The organism is Ruegeria sp. F5 (assembly GCF_056533845.1).
Genome location: NZ_JBQFOU010000028.1, coordinates 1 through 22,958 on the forward strand (window position 1 = coordinate 1; position 22,958 = coordinate 22,958).

Consider the following 22,958-nt stretch of genomic DNA (forward strand, 5'->3'; position numbering starts at 1 on the left):
AATCTAGCACCAAAAACCAGAGCGTTCGTGGATTACCTGGCGCGACGGTTTCGGGATTCCAAAGAAAACCAAAGGAACGGCTAACTACGTATAGAAACGATCGCAGCTGTCCTAATCAATCCAAACCCATCTGCTGTGAGTGCATGAAAGCCCAAGGTCAACAAATTGCAGAGTTCGGTAGATCTTTCTCAGCGCTTTAGTTCCGAAGGTATGTCTGCCTTGTCCGCTGACTTGTCATATGCCACTTGGATTTGAATGTCCGGAAAAGTGCGGTTTTCGACTTGCTGCACGAGCGCAACTTTGAAGTGCAGGGAAGGTCTAAAAAGATGTCTTCGAGCAATTCGGGCATCCCGCGTGAAGGCGTCGAAGAGCGTTTAGGTCGAAACAACCATTCGCTGGGACGCTAGGCGTAGTGCAGTTCTGGGGCAAAACTAAACGCCGCCGCCCATTTGGGCGGCGCTTTTGTGTTGTAGTCATGAACGAGTAATCGCGAACAGAAGCGACTTGGCTTGTGCGTAAGTATCCCGCGCCAGAGGATGCAGAATTGGCAATGCTTCCTCGAGTCGGTCGTAGGAGAAGTGAGGGTAAGCCTGCACTAGTTTTCGATGGGTGTGCCGTGCGTCGTCGTGCTCTTTCAGCATGATCAAGGAGAGCACGCGAAAAGCGAGTGAAGAGACATGATTAAAGCCTTGTCGCGAAGCTGCGATGGCCCGCTCGTAATCGCCAATAAAGAAGGACACACGCGCTTCCACAACCCGGAAATATCCGGCGACGGGACAATTCGGTGGAAACGCCCGGTCCAGCATGCTCGCCGCCGCATCGAATTCTCCCAGAACCAGCGCCAGAGGTGTCGTGGTTGCGATACATGCATCTGAATCTGATTCAACTGAGGCAATGGCCCGACGGATGGCTGTACGTGCGCGTCTCAAATCCCCCTGCGCGGCCCAAGTCATTGAGATTAATGCCAGGTTAGTCGGGTCATTGGGCTCAAGTGAATAAGCCCGCCGGATCGCTGCATCAGCTTCGTCCAGCATATCGGGCGCGGGGCTTTCATAGACAGGGTAGGCCCATCGCAGCATGACGGATTTCATTGCCCAGCACCGGGCAAAACGGTCATCAAGCTCCAATGACCGACACAGATAGTGCAACGAACGCTCAAGGCCGGGCTGGTCCAGAACCAGATGGAGGTCGCAAGCCTTGACGTAGTTCTCGAATGCGTTCAGTTCGTTATCATCGCGCCGGGCGATAGACTTGTGCATCGCAACATGCACAGCGCCGTGCCAGCCGGTGACTAAAGGCACCAAGGTTTCGACTATTTGGTCGCGCGCAACTCCAGAGGGCTCCGCCGGATAGCTCAGCCGTTCCGACCAGACAAAAAGCCCTGTTCTTCCCGTGATCAATTGAACGCGTATTTGGATGTGATCGCCTACGCTGTGAAAGCTGCTTTCCAGAAGAAAGTCTGCCCGCAGGGCGCTGGCGATTTCGCGTGCATCGGCACATGTATCTGCCGCAAAGGAAGATGTGCGGGACACGCAATGGAAGTCGCGGAACCGGCCCAACTCGTTGATGATATCGCTTGCCACGCCCTCTGCAAACGGGACTAGATCGGGGTCCGCTTCGGGGCGCAGCACGGCAAGCGTTGCACGAATTTCCTCGACACGCGCTGGCTCAACGCTCTTTTTGCGCGAGCTTATCCCGCCAAGATAGCGTACTCCCTTGCCCCGGACAGTCTCTATGTAGCGCGGCTGTTTGGCGTCGTCTGACAGTGCGGTCCGGAGGTCAAAAATGTACTCGCGGACAAGGCTCGGAGTGACGTGGATCCCGTCCCAGACATGGGCTAGTATGCCCTCTTTCGTAACGACATCTCCTTCCCGGTCCATGAGGCATTCAAGGACAGCAGCGGCTTTTGGCGTGAGTTGAACGCAGCTCTTTTCGTTGGACAATTGGCAAGAGGCCCGGTCGAACAACCAATCCCCCATAGTACTGTCTCCTCGATGTGCCGGATCGTCTGGTAATGCACAAACAAGCGGTACAAACGTAACACAAACGGAGGTACCGGTCGAGTTCCAACCGTTGGGCAAAGACTCAACGAAAACTCAACACAGGCAAATCGAAAGACGCCCTATCATTGGTACTGCGTCCCTGCCGTGGCTCGTATTTGAGCGAAGCTGGTGGGGTGTGCATCAGCGACGGCACCGCCGTTGTGATTTTTTTGCCATAGCTGGCAATACAAATTTTTGGAGAACGATATGTTTAAATACAATATTTTAAGAACTGGTGTCGGCATGTTTTGCCTTATGCTCCCCGGCCTCGCAATGGCGGATCCGACCGTAACGGGTGTCGGCCATCAAGGGTTAAGCCAGGCCGTCGCCAAACACGTTGCTGAAACGATGGACAGCCAGAACATCGTCGGTATGACCGTTGCGGTGAGCCGAAACGGAAAACTGTTGCTGTCGCAGGGCTACGGCAATGCGCGCAAGTCCGGCGTCAAGGTAACCAAGATGACACGCAGCCACCGGACACCCATCGGATCCGTCAGTAAAGCTGCAGTGAGCGGTCCAACGCTCTGGGCTTCCATGAAGCACAAGAACGTCTCACCCAACCGCAGGCTTTATGGGTCGTCGGGTGTTCTCAAAGGCACGTCCAATGATGACATGGCCATCGCCCGAGCCAAGTTTCAAAGCATCGTTGGCTTTGCAATCAGCCCCAACGACATCGTCTACGCCTGGGGGATGGACGGAAAGGTACGGCGCGGTTCTAGCCGGGATCTGGACAAGCACGACGTGGGCAAGAGTTACACGGTTGCGCCAGGCAAAGGCCCAGAAGACATCGTGGCGATGGCCATGTCGAAATCCGGCAAGGTCTATACCTGGTACATCGACGGCACGCGCAGCGTTGGAACACCAAAAGATCTCGACATCCACGACGCACCTGCAAGCGTGACCTTTCCCGGGGCCCGTACAGCGTCGACAGTTATCGGGGCCGCGATCCGAAAGTCAGATGACCGAGTATACATGTGGTATGAAAACGGCCACGTCTCCGCGGGAACTTCGCGCAAGCCAGGATCGGCAATCAAGCAGACACCGTTCTCAACAGCATCGGAGTTGCTGCGTCACGAGATGGTGGGACTTGGTTTGTCCAAAAAGAACAACGTCTATGTCTGGTATGCGAACAACCGCATGACCGCTGGCACAAGTGTTGATCTGGACAAGAAGATCAAGCTGCGCAACTACTCGCCGCCCCTCAGTGCGTTCCGTACTGGTGATACCTACACCGATATCACGATCCAGCACCTTCTGGACCATAAGTCCGGATTCCGTGGTAGCGGTGATGTTTCTGGCGCGGCCTCAATGTACGGAGTGCAGGCGAAAAACCTAGATTACGAAGACGTGCATGCGCATTTTCTCAGAAGGGCTCCGATGCAATCTCTGCCAGGCGCTGAATACTCCTATTCCAATCATGGTTTCGGCATGACGACCATGCTAATCGAGGCGATTACCGGCCGATCTTACACGGATGTGACCCAAAACAGCTACCTTCAGTGGGTCGGCGTGCGCGGGAAGGTCGTCCCCCGTTCCACGAGCCAGACTGGCCTTGATACGGATCTTTTCGATGTGACCGAAAATGGGATAAAGAAACGTAAGCCCGGCAATTCAGGTTTGGGTCTGGCTGCCGGAGGCTGGTTGTCGTCAGCCGAGAATCTTTTGCGGATCACCAACAAGCTCGCCAAGGCGTATTCCGTCGATGAGATAGACAGGATGGGCTGGGGGTCGAATGGCACATCCAACAGAAAGCTCTCTCATAGTGGCGCCACCGGGGGAGGCGAGGCCTATGTCGTTATTTTTACGGACGGCTACACCTCGCATGCTGGTCTTGATCTGAGCGACATCCACGTCGCGGTTGCGACCAACACGGGTAACGTGTCTGGCGCAGCGCTTAGAACGCTCGCTGACCAAGTTGCGAAAGCCGTACCCAAAACCAATGTTCCTCAGTCCTACAACGCCTGGTGATCCAAGTCGAAAGGTGAAAAAGGCGCGGGAAAACTCCCGCGCCCATTTATCATTTCGCTCTCGCGCTTGGCCCGATAATTCTGGCGCAAGTGGAGGTCAGGCCTGCCATCAGAACTGACGAAACCCGCGAACATGATGGAGTGACGAACAGACGTTGATGGTGGCGCAGAGTTTAAAGCTTGACCGCCCCTTGAACCGGGTGGCCTCTTACTTGGCTAAACGTCCGCTCCGAACCCATTTCAGACACTCCAACTCGAACCAACTTTTGGGTATCCGCGATTTTTGGGCCTATGGCGACGACATTTTTGGGCCTATGGCGACGACATTTTTGGGCCTATGGCGACGACAAGGTGATCTTTGGAAAAGCACTTGATGCACCACCGACCGAACCAGAATTGGAAGGTCCGGTCGGTCGCTCTGAATAACGGAAACTCATTACACCCCCATCTTCAAAAAGACCCGCATCGTTCGGAGGGAAACCAAGTGAACAACGCGGGCTGTAGTTTTGGGGGGTTGTTTTTATGGTACTGATCGAAGGATGGATCAAAGTTCCCCGCGTCACCATTATCTGGGATGATGGGCAACGCGGGGAAATAGTCTGACCATGGGACTAGCCAGACTATTTCGAATGTGCGCTAGCCGCTGGTAGTCAATCAAGTTGGCATGAGCGCAAATTCTGTTCGCTACAGTCAAAGTTCGTCACCCGCCATTTGCACAGCGCAGCCACGTTTTCTGACGCGGATCTGTAAGCTGAAACAAACAAGAAATTCACAAGCACGCGAGAGCAAACTTTTTGGCGCGCGTAAAATTACTTGAATTTTTGTATTTTGGATTCAAGTATTCGAATGCGTGGCAAATTTCTATTACCTCTGTTGCTCGCGCATTCACCAGACTCGTCTGGTTGCCTCCTGGAGACGCAAGTGAGTGGTGTCGCCAGGAGGCCACTATTTTCGGTTTAATGTTCAACAAATTAGAGGCCTGTGCGTTACCAAGCTACTGAAACAATATGGCTGCTTTGGCCCGCAGAGCAGATTTTATTGGGCTTGAAACGCTCGTTCAGGAATGGCAACCCAAAAGGAAACAGCGTCACGTGGGAAATGCCAAATGAAAGACCTTTTTCTAACGTGCTGTTTTGGAGCTATTTCTCTAGGTTTTGCAGCGTTACCTTCAGCCGCGCAGCCCCGGCTAGGTTGGGCGTATCAGGTTGATGGGCTTGCTGCGTTTCAAGGGGACGCGGATTTGAGTGACGGTGGCGAATTCTCTGCAAGCCGAGCATTTCTACGCGCTACCGCACTTTACAATTTGGAAGGAGGAAACTCCATTGGGCTTTCAACCAGCTTCGGCAAGCTGAATTATAGCTTTAGTCAATCGAACAATCAGCCATGGGAGAACATCCGTGACTTGCGCGTTGCTGTTCCCATGCGATTTCGTGCGAGCGATACAGCAACAGTTTTTGTGTCACCACAGATCAGGTGGGATTATCAAAGTGGAGCTTCCGCATCTGATGGTAGGACCTACGGTGTTTTCGCGGGTATTGCTTGGCAACTTAACGAGCGCCTGACGATAGGACCGGCCTTTGGCGCGTTCTCTCAATTTGACGATGGTGGTACCGATTTTTTTCCGGCTCTACTGATCGATTGGGACCTAAATGATCGCTGGAACTTGAACACTGGCGCAGGGATTGGAGCGACACAAGGCCCCGGGTTGACGCTGAGCTACACGTTGACTGAGACCATAGACCTTTCCTTAACCGCACGATCGGAGAGAATTCGATTCAGGTTGGATGGGGAAGGTCTCGCGCCGGACGGGGTGGGCGAAGACAAGAGTGTACCCGTCGTACTTTCCGTTGGATACAACCCAAATCCTGGAGTTTCATTGAGCGTATTCGCAGGCGCAGAATTTGACGGCCGCCTGACGCTAGATGATGCGAATGGAGCAGAAATAAGTCGCCAGAGCTACGATACTGCGCCATTGGTTGGACTGGCGTTTAGGGTCAGGTTCTGATCACAGCATTGACCCAGTTTGCCAGTTGCGTGGGAATTGTTCTTGTGGCTGAGTTCGAACGTCCGCTTTGTCCGCTATTCGGAACTGCAAAGTTCGGTTTTGAATGTCCGCAAAGGGCTGCTCCAGGCACCGATGCGAAAGTCAGCGAACGTCGACCGCGAGCCCAAAGTGGACGCTCTGATGCCGCAAAAAACCAGGCACTGCTCAGCGCAATTCAATGAATGTGGCATCAACCGAAAATACCAACAGCTTTGCGTTTTAAGACCATCATATCACTTAATAAGCTTGAATTTTAGGCGTTTCATCTGAAGGCTCCAGCTGACCGATGTTAAATAACTTGAAAATTCTGAGTTGATCGTAAGACTTATGGTATGAGTGAGTATTTTGATGAAATGTTCAACGGCGATGGATCACTCAGAGGTCCGTATGAAGAAATAGGCCGTTGGTTCAAAGCAGAGGATGCATCTCGGTTAAGAGCCAAACAGCGCGAAGCCGAAGAAGTTTTCAGGCTGACCGGCATCACTTTTAACGTATATGGCAAAGCCGAGGCCGAGGAACGTCTGATACCGTTTGATATCGTACCACGTGTCATTTCCGCGCGCGAATGGCAGCGGCTGGAACGCGGCATCGAACAGCGGGTGCGGGCAATCAACGCATTTCTACATGACATTTATCATCGTCAGGAAATTGTCCGGGCCGGGCGCGTGCCGGCTGAGATGATTGCCGGAAACGAAGCGTTCCTGCCGCAGATGCTAGGTGTCTCACCGCCCGGACAGGTTTATACGCACATTGTAGGTGTCGATCTGGTGCGAACCGGACCAGACGAATTTTTCGTTCTGGAAGACAATGCTCGCACGCCATCCGGGGTCAGCTATATGTTGGAGAACCGGGAAACGATGCTAAAGATGTTCCCCGAGCTTTTTAGCGCGACCAATGTTCGGAATGTTTCTGACTACCCCCGCAATCTGAGACGGTCTCTTGCGGCCTGTGCACCAGCTTGCGCAGACGGAGAACCAACTGTCGCGGTGTTAACCCCCGGCATCTATAACTCAGCCTACTACGAACATGCGTTTCTTGCTGATCAAATGGCCGTGGAATTGGTCGAAGGTCACGACCTTCGGGTTGTAGATGGACGCGTCTGTATGCGCACCACCAGAGGCTATAAACCCATCGACGTGCTTTATCGCCGGGTTGATGACGACTTCTTGGATCCACTGAATTTCAACCCTGACAGCGCATTGGGTGTGCCAGGCATTCTGGACGTTTATCGCGCAGGCGGCATCACGATCGCGAATGCACCCGGAACGGGTATTGCCGATGACAAGGCTATCTATTCCTACATGCCCGAGATCGTTGAGTTCTATACAGGTGAGAAGCCTCTGCTTCAGAATGTTCCAACCTGGCGGTGCAGTGACAATGTCTCACTGTCATACGTGCTAGACAATCTTTCTGAGCTTGTTGTGAAAGAAGTGCATGGGTCTGGCGGCTACGGCATGTTGATTGGCCCGACGGCCAGCAAAAATGAGGTTTCCGCTTTCCGGGACAAGCTCAAGGCGCGACCAGCGAACTATATCGCTCAGCCGACGCTGTCACTCTCGACGGTTCCCATTTTCGCGCGTTCAGGGTTGGCCCCCAGACATGTCGATCTACGGCCCTTCGTTTTGGTGTCGCCCGACGGGATCAAAATCACACCCGGCGGTTTGACCCGTGTAGCGCTGAAGAAAGGGTCACTGGTCGTAAACTCGAGCCAGGGCGGCGGGACCAAAGACACCTGGGTTCTGGAGGACTGACCATGCTGGGAAAAACTGCTGGCGGGTTGTTCTGGATGTCCCGATACCTGGAGCGCGCGGAAAACACGGCCAGGCTGCTGGAAACAGGTCAAAGGATGGCGTTGACCCGGACTAAGAACTCCGCCGAGGAATGGGGGTCGGTTCTGAAAACGGCCGGAGTTCTGGATGGGTACCACGCCAAGTACGATGAAATTTCAAAAGACAATGCTGTGGATTGGGTGCTGCGGGATGCGGATAATCCATCCTCGATCAAGTCGGTTATCAAGCAGGCACGAGACAACGCGCGCCTCGTTCGGACTGCACTGACCCACGATGTGTGGAGTGCCGTAAACGCGACTTGGATGCAGATTGACGAGGTCATGAAGCGCCGCGTGAATGAGCGGGATTTGCCCGCGACGCTAGAACTTATTCGCCAACAGGCGGCGCTGGTGCGCGGCGCCACCTTGGGAACCATGCTGCGCAATGACATTTTCGACTTCACCCGTATTGGGACGTTTGTCGAACGGGCAGACAATACCGGTCGCATTTTGGACGTGAAATACTATGTTCTTCTGCCCACAGCCTTCTCGGTCGGCTCGTCACTGGACAACATCCAATGGGAAAGCATCCTCCGATCTGTCGGCGCTGGTGGAGGGTATCGAATGACGCATGGTGAGAAAACACGACCGTCTGATATCGCGCAATTTCTGATCTTGGATCAGCGGATGCCTCGCAGCCTTCACTTTTGCTGCAGAAAGATTCAAGAGAACCTGTCATACCTGAAGAAAGACTATGGCTTTGCCGGGCCTTCTTGCGAGGCGTCTAATGCTCTCTACGAAAAATACCTGGATCAGAAGATCTCGGATATCTTTGAATTCGGTCTTCACGAATACATTCAGGACTTTCTAACCGACCTAGGCAACTTAAGCCGTCAGATCGAGATTGATTACCGGTTCTACGAGTAGACAATGAAACTGCATATTCGACACGAGACACGATACGATTTCGACGCACCGGTTCCCTTCGGACTGCAACAGCTGAGGAAGACACCAAAGTCCTTTCGCAATCAGAGCATTGAAAGTTGGCGCACCCAGATCACCGGCGGGCGCAAAGAACTGACCTTTGAAGACTACCACCGTAACACCGTGGAATTGATCAGTTTCGAAGCAAACACCCAGAGCATCTCGTTAATCTCCGAAGGCGTTGTCGAGGTGGAAGACACCCATGGCGTCCTGGGGCGTCACGAAGGGTCGACGCCCTTGTGGCTGTTCAAAAGGGGCACCCCGCAGACAACGCCCGGGAAAGGGGTTGCCGAAGTAGTAGGTGCGGTGCCCAACGGCGAACCGCTGGAACAGATGCATGCTCTGTCCGAAAAAATTCGAACTCAGATCGCGTACCAGACTGGCAGTTCTCATCCGGGCTGGAGTGCAGAAGATGCCCTCAAAGCCGGGTGCGGCGTTTGTCAGGATCACACGCATATTTTCATTACTTGCGCACGACAGATCGGAGTGCCAGCACGCTATGTATCGGGTTACTTGATGATGAACGAAACGGAACTGCAGGACGCGACCCATGCCTGGGCCGAAGTGCATTTGGACGGGCTTGGCTGGGTCGGGTTTGACGTTTCAAACGGGATCTCACCTGACGATCGATATGTACGTGTCGCAACTGGTCTGGACTATGCCCAAGCTGCCCCGGTAATAGGGAACAGAATTGGGACAGCGGGCGAGCAATTGACAGTGCAGTTGCAAGTCGCACAGCAGTAACGGAGAATTTGATGACCTATGCTGTGGGCATGCGGTTGAATCGCGGTTTGGTGTTCATGTCCGATACGCGCACGAATGCTGGCGTGGACAATGTTTCAACCTTCAACAAGATGTTCAACTGGACAGTCGAAGGTGACCGGTCAATTACAATCCTAACGGCCGGAAACCTTGCCACTACTCAGGCAACAATAAGCCTTCTGGAAGAGCGAACAAAAGCGCCGGCAGATCGTTCACCGTCGATCCTGGAAGCGCCGACAATGTTCCAAGTCGCGCAACTGGTCGCGGCTACGCTGAACGACGTCATCGAGGAGCATGCCCGGTCTGGTCAGCAAGCTGACAGCGCATTTCATGCGACACTCATTCTGGGAGGCCAGATCAAGGGCGGCCCATCTCGCCTGTTTTTGATCTACCCTGAAGGCAATTTTATCGAGGCCGGCGACGACACCCCGTTCTTTCAGATCGGAGAGACAAAATACGGTCGCCCAATTCTAGTGCGAGCCTATGATCCGGAAATGAGCTTTCCGGAAACTGTTAAACTCTTACTTGTAAGTTTCGACTCTACAATCAAGGCCAATCTGTCTGTCGGGGCTCCGCTTGATCTGCTTCTCTACGATGAAGACCGCTTTGAAGGTGGTACGCGATCAAGGTTCGAACCCGACGATCATTACTTTCGAACTATCTCAGAGGGGTGGGGCGATGCGTTAAAAACTGCCCTGTCCAAACTTCCAGAGTACAAACCAGAACGAACACCAAACAGTTGAATGTCCGCTAAGAAGCCATGACCAAAATCCCAGATGCCACCCGCAGCGAGCCCATTTTGCGTGATGCCGCTTTCCGAATAAAGTCGGCGTCTTCGAATGAGCAAGTGTCCATCCACATCGCTTTGAAGATGCAAGCACAAGTTTTGGAGAATTCGAAATACAGGACAAAATGCCTATATTGATTTGGCATTTGATCGGCGCAATCACGGAGCCAGTGGGTGGTCTGCCCTCAACAAAAAAACCATTGCGAATAAAGGACACAGTGCGTTGGAGTTTGGCGACGATGATCTCGCCATCCGAGAAGATGCTCGAGACGCTACTCGAGACGCAGCTGCTCCAAGACCTCGGCGTTGAACGGATTTCGCCCAGCGTGGAGCACGTGCAGCCATTCGTTGCGAGGCGTGAGCCGTTCCTGACTTGCGTTAAGCCGTAGCATGTTCCCGATGGAGGCCTCCAGATCGCTCGCCGCGTCCGCCAATGCACCCGACTGCGCCCGCGCAACGGCGCGGCGGTCCCGATAGCGGGCACACACGAAATCCTTGTGGCACAGCGCCACCGCGCGATCGCAGGCCGGCAAGACAGTCTCTCCGAAACCGAACAAGCCGCCGATGCGACAGATTTCATCGTTCACGGGTGGCCCGCGGTCGGCGGCAAGCACGGTGGCCTGTGCAAGGATCGGCGGCAAACGGTCGAGCCGATCTCGCGCGACCAGTGCGTTCGCGTATGCCACAAGGTCCGCTGGCGCCAACGCGATGTGGGGACAAACAGGCCGATAATTGTCGTCACCGACATACAAGTCCCACTCTGCCCAAGTGAGGTTGCGATTGACGAGATCGCAGGCCCGACGCTGCCAATGCGTCAGATTCAGGTCGAACGCGCGGTCGCCGGCGATCAGCGTCTGCCCATCGTGGCTGAACGTCAGCGGCTCGACCGCGCCACGCCGCGTTATCAACGGCTGGCCTGCCTCCAGATCCCAAATGATGAAGCCCTGGTCGGACTCTGAGGCCAGTAGCCTGCCATCTGGACTCAAGGCGAGGGCGCTCACCTCGTAGGTGGCACTTTTAGTAAGCGCAGAGCCAGCCTGTAACACCGACGTATTGCTTATCGCATCCGGTTGCCAGCGCTGGATATTGCCCCCACCCCCGCCGATGACCACCGAACCGTCACGCGGATGGAAGGCGAGGCTATAGATACGTCCGTTGCGGTCCCATGCGCGTGGTGCCCGGTCGGTGTGAAACGGCTTTGCCCACAACAACACGCGGCTGCGGTGTGTGATCCCGATGCCGGCCGAGGCGATGACCATTTCTTGATCCGGGCTCACCGCAAACTCTTCCAGGTTCAACGCCGGGTCGATTGGGTCTGCCTTTCGCACGGTGTTGCTGTCGAGATCACGCGCGACGCGGCTACCGTCACGACCAAATGACAACAGCGTGTCACCATGTTCGTCGAACATCATGGTCATCACGGCGCTATCGTGATCTTCGAAGGCCTCATCCTGTATTTCCCCGTCCGCTACCATCCAGTTCACGGCGCGGCTTCGCAAACAACGCGCAACCAACCCACGGCGTCGTTCGTTGCCATCGGGGCGAAACATCTCGGCGCATCCGGCAACGGCAATGCGCGTGCCATCCGGACTGATGGTGATGCTGGTGATGTCCTTGATACCCGTGTCCCATGATCGTGTTTCCTCGTCCGTGTGTAACGGCTTGATCGAAACCTTGCCCGTCGGGCCTGCCACGGCAACAGTTGCGCCGTCTGGAAACACGTTGTGAACGGCATTCTCGTGGGTCCAACTCGTTGGATAGCCAACCTTCATTTCAGCGGGATTTCCCAGGAAGGTGGCCCGGTCATGGTAGTTGTGCTGCCACAGAAGTATTCCGCCCCGATGGGGCGCCGCCATGACCCCAAGGTGCGCGGCCCACACGTCGCCGCCAAGGCTGCGTCTGAACGGAACGCCATCACCGACGCGCAAATTGGAAAGTGCAGGCGCAACGTCCCTCGTTCCCATGAAAAACTTCAGGTGGGGATGACCGCTCAGCTCTCGCGACTCGTCGATCTGCGCGCGACCGGGAAGTCGCCAGCGCCCGAACACACCATGTTCGTTGACGGCGACCAAAAGCGTTCCATCCGGGCTGAACGTGATGAACCGCACCGCGTCAAGTTCGGTCTCGATCGGTGCCCCAACGGGTTCACCGCGCGACAGGTCCCACAGCGTGATGGCGCCGTTGGAATCCCCCCAAGCGAGCAGCCCCCCGTCGGGGGAAAAGGCAATACATCGCACCCCCCGGGTCTGCTCTGGCGGCGGCGAACCGGCAGCTGGCTGAAAATGCGTCGTATCCCACAGACGGATTTCGCCGGTTTCCTTCTGGTCGCAATTGCGTGGTCGACAGGTGGCAACCGCGAGCGTCTTTGCATCGGGTGAAAAGGCGATCCCCTGGACGGCATGTTCATGCTTGAGCACCTGACCAAGCGCCTGTTGCGACGCGACGTCCCAAACCTGGACCGCGCCACCTTCATCACCGCCGGCGACCAGCTTTGAATCCGGGCTGAAATCGAGCGCCAGTACGTTGCGAAGTCCGTCCGACTGAAGCGCTGGCGCGATGGTGCGCTTTGCCGGAACATCCCAGAGCACAATCGGATAGACATTACCTGATGCGGCAAGCAGCTGTCCGTTCGGGCTGAAGGCCAAGCTTTTGCCAGAGGTCGAAAAGCCAACGTCCGGATGCATCCACGCGGTAAGAAAGCGATGATGTTCGAACCCTGTGACCAGCGCAGCCCGCGCCTCTGCGGTGTCAAGCGTGGTCGCGGACTCGACCGCCAACAGCATCGCAAGATCGAAATCTTCATCCAGATGGTTCGCCGACTGCAACGCAAGCTGACGGGACTGCGCGACCTGTCGTCGCTGTTCCGCAATTTGCGACTGTTGCACGGCTTCGCGTTGCTGCAGCCAGGCGGTCCCCGCAAACAGCGCGAGGATCACCATGACGGCGGTCGTGATCATCCGGCTCAGCGTTTTCACACGAAACCGATTGAATGCGGCGCGAACGCCGCCCACCACCGCTTCTGATGGTTGCCCGTCTTCAAACGCAGAGCCTGACTCGTTCAGCCACGATACACTCTGCAAATGATCGAACGGCTCCGGCTGCGCCTCGTCCGGCATCAGGAAGTCATCGATACTGATCGGAATGATCTTGCGGCGCGGCTTGCGTCGAAAAAGCGCGATCTCTTTCGCCACCCACTGCGAGTCCACCACCCGTGGCTCTGCCAGAACCACCAACGTACGACTGCGACGAATCGATCGTTGAATTACCGCGCCCAGTTGCTCCCCGCCTTCGGTTTCCTCCTGATCCACGAAGCAGGTCAGCCCTTCAGCATGCAGGGCATTCTGAAGATTGCGGATGTACGCCGATGCATGAGGGCCCCTGCGGTAGGAGATGAACACGTCGAATCCAAGCAGTAGTGACCACTTGAAGCGGCGCGGCGACGTGCCGCCCGGCGCCAGCGTCGCCGAGACTGTCGCATTGTGTCCTGCGGCTTTCTCCATCAGCACGTACCGATGCCATGCATGTCGTAATCCAGCGCGCTTGATGCGCGGCGCACACGACGCCATTGTAATCCGACAGCAATGGAACTGGCAATTTCGGCAGTTTTGCATGGACGGTGACGAGAGAATTATCAAGGGCGAGCTGAACGACGCCTGGCCTGGATCGCAAGTTCTCCAATGCATATTCCAAACGACTATTGAAGTTTGTGGAAGAAGCCCCCGATGTCACTTCGAACAGGATATAGGGTTATCATCACATAGCCTAAGCGCCCCACGTTGCCTTCAATGCCGTGATCGGTCTTGTCAGAAGAATTAAGGTTGAGCGGGGCAGGGCGGTTGCATAGCTTTTACCTATGACCAGACCTTCCTCTTTCGAGTACTTTAAAACCAATCCCGAGATCATCCGCCTTGCAAGGATGCTGTTCATCCGTTTCCCGCTCTCGCTTAGGAATGTCGAAGAATTGCCGCACGAGCGAGGCATCGACGTGAGCCACGAAACTGTCCGCTTTTGGTGGAACAGGTTTGGCCCGATGTTTGCTGCTGAGATACGGCGGAAGCGTGTTCAGCAGCTGCGCGCGTTCTCCAAATGGAAGTGGCACGTTGACGAGGTTTTCGTGAAGGTAAATGGCAAGCGGCATTATCTTTGGCGGGCTGTTGATCACGAAGGTGAGGTGTTGGAAGCCGTTGTCACCAAACGCCGAAACAAACAGGCAGCACTGAAATTCCTCAAGAAATTGATGAAGCGACACGGTAAGGCGGAAAACGTCGGCACGGATCGCTTTGCCTCATACAGAGCCGCGCTCAGAAAACTGGGTGCACTCGAAAAACAAAGGACGGGCAGATGGCTCAATAACCGCGTCGAGAACTCGCACCTGCCGTTTCGACGACGCGAACGCGCGATGCAACGTTTCAGGCGGATGCGAAGTTTGCAGAAGTTCGCCGCCGTCCATTCCTCCGTATACAACCACTTCAACCAGGAAAGATCGCTAGCCAGTCGAGACATCTTCAAGCTGACCCGCACCGCCGCTCTTGCCGAGTGGCGTCAACTTTGTTCCGGATAGGTTCGCGGTTTCCGCGGCACATTGAGGCTGGTTCGAATTCGTCTGACAGCACCCTCTGGGATGGACGGCTAAAACCTACTGTGATCCTATGCTGTCGCAGTTCATGGGCATTCAATGCGATCAGCTTCGTATATTGTAGGTATTTTGGTAGCCATTGCCGCCAGCATTGGCCTTTATTTGGTTTCTTACCAGTACTTCGTTTCGGAGGAGCTTTCGAAAGCTCAGGGCCGGCTCTCTCTTTACCAAGGCTCGGTAAACAGCGAACTCGAACGATTTTCCCACCTCACATATGTGCTGTCACAGGATTCCTTTGTAATTGGAACAGCTGAAGGAGACGGCACCGGAACTTTAAACCGACGCCTCGAGGATTTTGCGGAGCAGGCGGGACTGGATGCGATCTACCTGATGGACGAAGACGGGATCACGATTTCCGCATCGAACTACCGCGACACTGGGAGCTTTGTTGGCCAGAACTACGCTTTCCGTCCGTATTTCCAAACTGCCATTTCTGGTAAACAGGGCCGCTTCTATGCCATCGGGGCAACGACTGGTCTGCCAGGATACTTCATCGCCAACGCTGTGCTTGACGACCAGGGAGCTTCTATTGGTGTCATAGCGATTAAGATCGATTTCTCTGATCTTCAGGATAGTTGGAAAAACTCGGGCGAACAGGTTCTTTTAGCCAATGAAGACGGCGTCGTTCTGCTTTCTTCGAACTCAGATTGGCAATATCGCGCGTTAACGCCATTGTCAGAACCACAGCAAGAACGGATTCGAGATGCCAGGCAGTTTCCGGGTCAAGACTTAGATGCGTTGGATTGGGTTGAGTTGCCGGGAGATCAGGCCAGAATTGCGGGGACGAAGAGCCTGCATCTTGCAGCTACGGATTTACCCGATGGCTGGTCGCTTCACTATTTTGCAAGTGACGATCAGGCCGTTGCGCGCAGTTGGCTTGTAACATCAGTTTTTGTCCTTTTGGCGGGGCTCGCATTTATCTTCTTTCAGATACAACGTGCAAGGCGCGTAGGCGCGGCCTTGGTGCGGTCCGAAGAGGAAGAAGCAAAGCTGCGGGAGGCAAATGAAAGGCTCGCTATCGAAATCGACGACCGCAAGACAGCCGAGCGGAACCTCAAACGCACTCAAGGGGAATTGGAGCGCGCAAGCCGACTGGCGGCTCTGGGGCAACTATCCGCGTCGGTCACGCATGAACTGGGCCAGCCGATCGCTGCGATGCGCAATCACCTGGTGGCAGAAGAGCTCTCATCTTCCAGTGGGTCTAAGCTACCGCAAAAAATTGGAAGTCTGGTCGACAGGATGGAGGGGATCACGCGCCAATTGCGGTTCTTCGCGCGCTCAGAGAGCGAGGCGTTCGACGACGTAGACTTATGCACTTCGGTCAATGCCGCGTTGGCTCTGGTTGCGCCAAACATCGAGCAGGGTAAGGTGAAAATCTCAGTTGATGTGCCGACCGGTCCGGTCTTTATCCGGGGCAGTGCACTGCGGATCGAGCAGGTCATCACTAATCTTTTGCGCAATGCCATAGATGCTATGGATGAAGCGGAGGCGCCTGAAATCCATATCGCTGTCATGGCTACTGATGATGAGGTCGAGTTGGAAGTTCAGGACAACGGTCACGGGTTGGGCGAGGCAACGCTGGCTGAGTTGCAAGAGCCATTTGTAACCACAAGGGAGAGCGGGAGAGGCATGGGCTTGGGACTGGCCATTTCTACCAGCATTGTCAAAGATCACGATGGCACAATGACGGCCCGAAATCGTGATGGCGGCGGAACGATTTTCCGCGTCACCTTCCCGATAGCCTCGATTACTGAAGAAACGGACGAATGACCCAGCAGCAACCCTTCAAAGTTCTGGTCGTTGATGATGACAAATCGATGCGACAATCCCTTATCGAGTTGCTCGAAGCCGCTGGCTTGACTGTTAGCGCCCTGTCGCGCGCGACCCAGGTGACGGAGTATCTGGCGAGCGCGTCGCCCGATGTCATTCTGTCCGATGTGCGTATGCCGGGTATGTCTGGGCTTGAATTGCTGGCCAGTCTGGACAGGCATGTTGCGCCTCCGGTGGTATTGATTTCGGCACATGGTGACATCCCGATGGCGGTTCAGGCTATACAGGATGGGGCGTATGGGTTCATCGAAAAGCCATATGAGCCACGGCGATTGCTTACGGTGCTGAGGCACGCAGCTGAACAAAACCGAATGCGAAGAAGCAATGCCCGCCTCAAAGACCGGCTGTTCAAATTGTCAGGCCTTGACCGCATACTGCTGGGCCGAACGGACGCCATTACAGACTTGCGACAAGATGTACTTGATCTTGCTGATACTTCGGTTGCGGTTTTGTTACAGGGAGATACGGGCACCGGGAAAGAGCTAGTTGCCCACGCCTTACATGATTTGGGTCGCTCGCCGGAGGCACCGTTTTTGGCGCTGAATTGCGCCGCATTGTCGGCCGATACGTTTGAAGTGGAAATGTTCGGCGTCGCGGGTGAAACCGATGGAAGGCTTGTGGCGGCTTCGGGCGGAACCTTGTTTCTGGACGAAATCTGCTCGTGCCCACCAGCGGCGCAAGCCAAGCTACTAAGGGTCATCGAAGATCAGCAGGTGTTGCCGGTGGGGGCTGTGTCGCCGGTACCAGTAAGCTTCAGGGTCGTGTCAGCAACCAACGAAGACGTTGTAGTGGCAGCCGAGGAAGGCCGCCTGCGTCAGGACCTTTTGTTTCGATTGAATACTGTTGTCCTGTCCTTACCTCCACTACGTCAAAGACGGGATGATCTGGTGCTTTTGGCAACGCATTTCTTGAACGAATACGCGCAGGTTTATGAGATAGACGCGCCAGAACTCGATCAGGACGATTTGGCCGCTCTGCTTGCACATAGCTGGCCCGGGAATGTACGTGAATTGCGCCATGTCTGCGAACGGCGTATTTTGGCGGTCCGACGCGGAGGAGGGTCGGTGGCCCAGGCTATCCAAAGCGATCAGCACTTCGACGAAGTGCCGGATACACTGCGCGAAGCGGTTGCTGCTTTTGAACGCGAGCTCATCGGCAAAGCCATCAAGGCACATAAAGGCCGCATGGAAGCCGCCGCCGAAGCGCTTGGGATTGGCCGCCGGACGCTCAACGAAAAGATCGTCAAACTCGGTCTCGATAAAGAGGCGCTCTTGTAAGCGAAACCACTCTGCGGATATCCGCAGGGACTCCGACTGTTCACACGCATTTTCCTTCATAGGCAGGCTGCTGCACATCCTGGATACTCCACACAAGCGAATTGCGTGATCTGGGAGGAGCCATTATGCGCAAACATCTTAACCGGGCGGCCATTGCTGCCCTGTCACTGACCGTTGCATCCGAAGCACTGGCCGTCGAATGGAACGTTTCCCTGTGGGGCAAGCGTCGTGCCTTTACCGAACACGTCGAGAAACTTGCCGAACTGGTGAGCGAAAAGACGGGCGGTGAGTTCACACTCAACATCAGCTATGGCGGCCTGTCGAAGAACAAAGAAAACCTCGATGGGATTTCGATCGGTGCGTTTGAAATGGCCCAGTTCTGCGCTGGCTATCATCGCGACAAAAACCCCTCGATCACGGTTCTGGAACTGCCGTTTCTGGGTGTGACATCGCTGGACCAAGAGGTCGACCTGTCGATGACTGTCTACCAACACCCGGCCGTTGTCGAGGATCTGGCCCGCTGGGACGCGACTCTGCTGATGCCGTCTCCACTGCCGCAGTACAACCTTGTTGGCGTTGGTGAAGCACCCAAATCCCTAACCGATTTCGAAGGTCTGAGCGTTCGGGCGACTGGCGGCATCGGTAAAGCGATGGAGACGGTTGGGGCAGTTCCGACCTCGATGTCTGCATCCGAAGTGCGTCAGGCAATGGACAGCGGCATCGTCAAAGCGGTCAGCTTTGCGCCACACGCGCATATGTCCTTTGGCACCATTGAAAATGGCACGTGGTGGACGACGAACCTCAATCCCGGCACCGTCAACTGCCCTGTCGTGGTGAACACGCTGGCGCTGGAAGATCTGTCTGACGAACACCGCGAAGCTCTGCTGGGATCAGTGGAAGAGGCGTTGGATCACTACGTGAGCCACTACCAGACCAAAACGATGGAAGCGTGGGGCCCTGAGCTGGATCAACGCGGCATCGAACGGATAACTTTCAGTGAAGAAGAAATCGCAGCGTTCAAAGAAGCTGCTGCCGCCCCCGCGGCCGAGGCCTGGATTGCAGAAAACACCGAGCGTGGCCTACCAGCACAAGAGCTTTATGACCTTGTGACCGGGAAGATCGCTAACGGCAGCTAATCTACTCACTGCCCGGCGTCAGCTTGATTGGCGTCGGGTTCTTTCTTTCCTGACAGCGGAGTACAACGATGGCCGGGTCATCCCAGGTGCTGTCCGACGACAGCCGTCTCAGCATTCTCGATCAACATCTCTACAAACTGGAGAGCTTTCTGGCTCTGATAAGCGGTCTTGCAGTGTTCTCGCTGATGGTCATGGCCGTGGTCTCCGTTGGTGGTCGGAATTTCGCCAATGCGCCACTTCCTGGTTACGTGGACTGGATCGAGCAGGCCATGCCGTTAATCGCCTTCATGGGGATTTCCTATGCGCAGCGCGATGGCGGCCACATACGAATGGACATGGTCGTTGGAGCGCTTGGAGGCCGGACGCTCTATATCGTTGAGTTTATCACGACCGCTGTCATTCTGGCGCTGATCGTCTTGCTGATCTGGGGGAGCTGGGCACATTTCGCACGCAGCTTTGACTTTGGTGCGCCACTCTGGAGCCGTGACAGCTCTATCGACATAGGTATCCCGTTGTGGCCCGCAAAGCTGTTGGCCCCCGTCGCCTTTAGCGTGCTTTGCCTAAGGCTTGCCCTACAGCTCTGGGCCTACGGGCGCGCGATCAGGCACCCCGATCAGGCACCCATTGCCGTCCCACTAATAGCCGATGCAGCCACTCAAGCTGCAATGGAAGCCGAGCACGTCTCGGGCCACGACAACTGAGGTTAAATCTGATGGAACCCATTGATATTGGTCTGGTCGTCTCGGGCGGTATGCTTGTTCTTGTGGTGTTGGGGATGCGTGTGGCGTTTGCCGCCGCGACAGCAGGCATGGTTGGTCTGATCTGGATCTTCTGGGCCAAGTTTGGGTATGACCCGGCGCGGTTCGGCAAAGCTGTGACTGTGGCCGTCAAAACAGCAGGGCAGGTGCCGCACTCCAAGATTTCAAGCCAGGCGTTGAGCCTTATCCCGACCTTTATCCTGATTGGTTACCTCGCTTATTACGCGGGCCTGACCAAGGCGCTGTTCGAAGCCGCGAAGCGTTGGCTGGCATGGGTCCCGGGCGGGTTGGCGGTTTCGACCGTTTTCGCAACCGCTGGGTTTGCGGCGGTATCCGGGGCCTCGGTCGCCACATCCGCTGTGTTCGCCCGTATCGCCATCCCCGAGATGCTAAGGATCGGCTACGACAAGCGTTTTGCTGCAGGTGTCGTCGCTGCAGGCGGTACGCTCGCCTCGCTCATTCCGCCTTCGGCCATTCTGGTCATCTACGCGATTATTGTCGAGCAGGACGTGGGCAAACTGCTGTTGGCCGGGTTCATCCCGGGCATGTTCTCGGCGGTAATTTATGGCTTGCTGATCATCGGCATGGCCGTCGTGATCAAAGGATTTGGTCCCGCGGTCACCGGCTTTACATGGAAAGAACGTTTCCTCTCATTGCCGCCCGCGTTGCCCATCGTGATTGTCGTCGTCACCATCATCTTCTTTGTCTACAACCCGTTCGGCGGAGATGCCTGGGGTACGCCAACTGAAGGCGGCGCAATTGGAGCCTTCGTGGTGTTCCTGATGGCGCTGTACAAGGGCATGCGCTGGGCCGAACTCAAAGATGCGCTTTTGGAAACCGCCAAACTAAGCGTCATGATTTTCACGATCATCTGGGGCGTTTTGGTCTACGTTCGTTTTCTTGGTTTCGCCGAACTGCCAAGTGCATTCTCCGACTGGATTACCTCCCTTGAGATGTCTCCGATGCTAATCCTGATCTGTATTCTTCTGGCTTACGCTGTACTGGGCATGTTCATGGATGCGATAGGTATGCTGCTCCTGACGTTGCCGGTAGTTTACCCCGCCGTCATGGCGTTGAACGGTGGTGAAGCCGTAAGTGCAGCCGATAGCACCTTCGGTATGTCCGGGCCTATGTGTGCCATCTGGTTTGGCATTCTGGTTGTCAAAATGGCCGAGTTTTGCCTGATCACCCCACCCATCGGGCTGAATTGCTTTGTAGTGGCTGGCGTGCGTAATGACCTGAGCGTTCAGGATGTTTTTAAAGGTGTAACGCCTTTCTTTCTGGCGGACGCTGCAACCATAGCGATGCTCGTTGCTTTCCCTGCTATCGTTCTGTGGCTTCCCGGACAGGTTTGAATCACATGGGATGATTTTGGAGTGCGGTTTGCCGGTGCAGCTATGGCCTGCATCAATCAGCTGCGCTCCAGAATACATGACACTTGTTCAATGGCCGGTTTGGGCTGTCCGCGATCGGGAGCGGACAAGATCCTGAGCAGATGCTGCACTGCCCCGATGTCCACAACGAGCCCTTTTTTCTTGATGCCGCACTACACGCGAACGGTTACCGGTCTTAATGTTGCATGGATTGCCATGGCAATTCGGACCTTCACTGCCCGACGCGTGAAGGTCCGCTTTGGGCCGTTTAGTCTTGTTAGCTATTTAACCGAGTTGCAGAAGCTGAAGCCGCCAATATTATCAAGCTCCAAATGGTCTTGGGTTTTAGCATTTCTAAGATTGGTCATTCTGTTTCTGACGACCGAGCCCACAAGTTGATATCTTCTTCCGAACTGATTGCATCGATCCTTGCCAACTCTTCATCACTGAAGGCGAGGTTATCGGCTACGCCTGCGCAATCTACGGTCTGACCCGGCCGGGACGCACCAATAAGCGCGGTCGTTACGCGTCCGCCTTTTAACACCCAGGCCAGGGCCATTTGCGCCAGAGTTTGCCCGCGTGCCTCAGCCATGTCGTTCAGAGCACGGACACTTGCCAGAGATCGATCGTTGATCATGCCATCAAGTAGCGACTTCCCTTGTGTAGCACGGCTGCCATGCGGAATATCGCGCAGGTATTTTGACGTTAGAATGCCTTGTGCCAGCGGCGTGAACGCAATCGATCCTACCCCAAGATCGTTCAGGGTATCGAGCAAACCGTCCCGCTCCACCCAACGGTTAAGCAGATTGTAAGAAGGCTGGTGGATCAGGCAAGGTGTCCCAAGGTCGTTGAGAATCTTCACCGCCTCGCGTGTGCGTTGGGAGTTGTAGCTCGAGATACCTGCGTAGAGCGCGCGACCCGACCGTACGATATGATCCAACGCGCCCATCGTCTCTTCGAGCGGGGTGTCGGGGTCAAATCGGTGGGAATAAAAGATGTCGACGTAATCAAGCCCCATGCGCGCGAGTGATTGGTCACAGGACGCGATCATGTACTTACGCGACCCCCATTCTCCGTAAGGTCCCGGCCACATGTCGTAGCCTGCTTTGGAGGAAATGATCAATTCATCCCTGTAGCCCGCGAAATCAGTTCTTAGGATTTCGCCAAATGCCTCTTCTGCCGATCCGGGTGGTGGACCGTAGTTGTTCGCCAGATCAAAATGAGTGATCCCATGGTCGAATGCGGTCCGACACATTGCTCGCTTGTTTTCGTGCGTCGAGTCCGCACCGAAATTGTGCCACAGGCCCAAGCTTACAACAGGAAGCTTCACACCCGACCGCCCACATCGCCGATAAACCATTCGCTCATAGCGGTTCGGCTCCGGGGTGTAACGAATGGGTTTTGGCTTTGGCGGTCGTTGAGCTTTGGTCATGCGCACATAATCAATGGAAAGTTGGGCCTGTCAAACGGATCAACTCGGGTATGATCGACACGAGTTTCTGCGCATCCTAGATGGGTGCTTATTGTTAGTCTTACTCCAGCACCAATGTCTTACGATTTGATCGATTGCATTCGGTACCGTCGCATAGACGCA

At 55.2% G+C, this 22,958-nt stretch carries 15 protein-coding genes; 12 read left to right on the top strand and 3 right to left on the bottom strand.

The features are described from left to right. Positions 1-473: 473 nt before the first annotated feature. Complete coding sequence (locus ACR0K1_RS23650; RefSeq protein ID WP_480852079.1) at positions 474-1,979, bottom strand: winged helix-turn-helix domain-containing protein; 1,506 nt, start codon at positions 1,977-1,979, stop codon at positions 474-476. Positions 1,980-2,249: 270 nt separating this feature from the next. On the opposite strand from ACR0K1_RS23650, the gene ACR0K1_RS23655 reads away from it, so the two are divergent. The 6 genes from ACR0K1_RS23655 (at position 2,250) to ACR0K1_RS23680 (ending at position 10,310) form a co-directional block, all read left to right on the top strand. Next, the gene (locus ACR0K1_RS23655) at positions 2,250-4,010 is read left to right on the top strand and encodes a serine hydrolase domain-containing protein (RefSeq protein ID WP_480852080.1); all 1,761 of its coding nucleotides are present in this window, start codon (positions 2,250-2,252) and stop codon (positions 4,008-4,010) included. 1,104 nt (positions 4,011-5,114) lie between these two features. Then, positions 5,115-6,014, top strand: a complete 900-nt coding sequence (locus ACR0K1_RS23660; RefSeq protein ID WP_480852081.1) for a hypothetical protein — start codon at positions 5,115-5,117, stop codon at positions 6,012-6,014. Between the two features lie 371 nt (positions 6,015-6,385). Beyond that, positions 6,386-7,804 carry a circularly permuted type 2 ATP-grasp protein gene (locus tag ACR0K1_RS23665; RefSeq protein ID WP_480852082.1) on the top strand — a complete coding sequence of 473 codons (1,419 nt, stop codon included), beginning with the start codon at positions 6,386-6,388 and terminating at the stop codon, positions 7,802-7,804. A gap of 2 nt (positions 7,805-7,806) precedes the next feature. Next, a complete protein-coding gene (locus ACR0K1_RS23670; protein WP_480617331.1) occupies positions 7,807-8,748 on the top strand; it encodes an alpha-E domain-containing protein in 942 nt (313 codons plus the stop codon). 3 nt (positions 8,749-8,751) lie between these two features. After that, positions 8,752-9,549 (top strand): transglutaminase family protein, encoded by a 798-nt coding sequence (locus tag ACR0K1_RS23675; protein ID WP_480852083.1) that lies wholly within the window; start codon positions 8,752-8,754, stop codon positions 9,547-9,549. An 11-nt stretch (positions 9,550-9,560) separates the two neighbouring features. Next, the gene (locus tag ACR0K1_RS23680) at positions 9,561-10,310 is read left to right on the top strand and encodes a proteasome-type protease (RefSeq protein ID WP_480852084.1); all 750 of its coding nucleotides are present in this window, start codon (positions 9,561-9,563) and stop codon (positions 10,308-10,310) included. A 316-nt stretch (positions 10,311-10,626) separates the two neighbouring features. On the opposite strand, the gene ACR0K1_RS23685 is transcribed toward ACR0K1_RS23680, so the two are convergent. Continuing rightward, on the bottom strand, positions 10,627-13,854 hold the full coding sequence (locus tag ACR0K1_RS23685; RefSeq protein WP_480852085.1) for a TIR domain-containing protein: 3,228 nt from the start codon (positions 13,852-13,854) through the stop codon (positions 10,627-10,629). Positions 13,855-14,207: 353 nt separating this feature from the next. Between ACR0K1_RS23685 and ACR0K1_RS23690 the strand changes: the two genes are divergently transcribed. The 6 genes from ACR0K1_RS23690 (at position 14,208) to ACR0K1_RS23715 (ending at position 21,346) form a co-directional block, all read left to right on the top strand. Further along, complete coding sequence (locus tag ACR0K1_RS23690; RefSeq protein WP_480852086.1) at positions 14,208-14,915, top strand: IS6 family transposase; 708 nt, start codon at positions 14,208-14,210, stop codon at positions 14,913-14,915. Positions 14,916-15,059: 144 nt separating this feature from the next. Further along, on the top strand, positions 15,060-16,760 hold the full coding sequence (locus ACR0K1_RS23695; protein WP_480852087.1) for a sensor histidine kinase: 1,701 nt from the start codon (positions 15,060-15,062) through the stop codon (positions 16,758-16,760). Beyond that, a complete protein-coding gene (locus tag ACR0K1_RS23700) occupies positions 16,757-18,097 on the top strand; it encodes a sigma-54-dependent transcriptional regulator (protein WP_480852088.1) in 1,341 nt (446 codons plus the stop codon). The genes ACR0K1_RS23695 and ACR0K1_RS23700 overlap by 4 nt, the downstream gene beginning before the upstream one ends. 125 nt (positions 18,098-18,222) lie before the next feature. Beyond that, positions 18,223-19,233, top strand: a complete 1,011-nt coding sequence (gene dctP, locus ACR0K1_RS23705; RefSeq protein ID WP_480852089.1) for a TRAP transporter substrate-binding protein DctP — start codon at positions 18,223-18,225, stop codon at positions 19,231-19,233. Between the two features lie 68 nt (positions 19,234-19,301). Continuing rightward, entirely contained in the window at positions 19,302-19,934 is a 633-nt protein-coding gene (locus ACR0K1_RS23710; protein WP_480852090.1) for a TRAP transporter small permease subunit, read from the top strand. An 11-nt stretch (positions 19,935-19,945) separates the two neighbouring features. Further along, positions 19,946-21,346, top strand: a complete 1,401-nt coding sequence (locus ACR0K1_RS23715) for a TRAP transporter large permease (RefSeq protein WP_480852091.1) — start codon at positions 19,946-19,948, stop codon at positions 21,344-21,346. A 382-nt stretch (positions 21,347-21,728) separates the two neighbouring features. Here ACR0K1_RS23715 and mgrA read toward each other — a convergent pair whose 3' ends face one another. After that, positions 21,729-22,760 carry an L-glyceraldehyde 3-phosphate reductase gene (gene mgrA, locus ACR0K1_RS23720; RefSeq protein WP_480852100.1) on the bottom strand — a complete coding sequence of 344 codons (1,032 nt, stop codon included), beginning with the start codon at positions 22,758-22,760 and terminating at the stop codon, positions 21,729-21,731. Positions 22,761-22,958 lie beyond the last annotated feature (198 nt).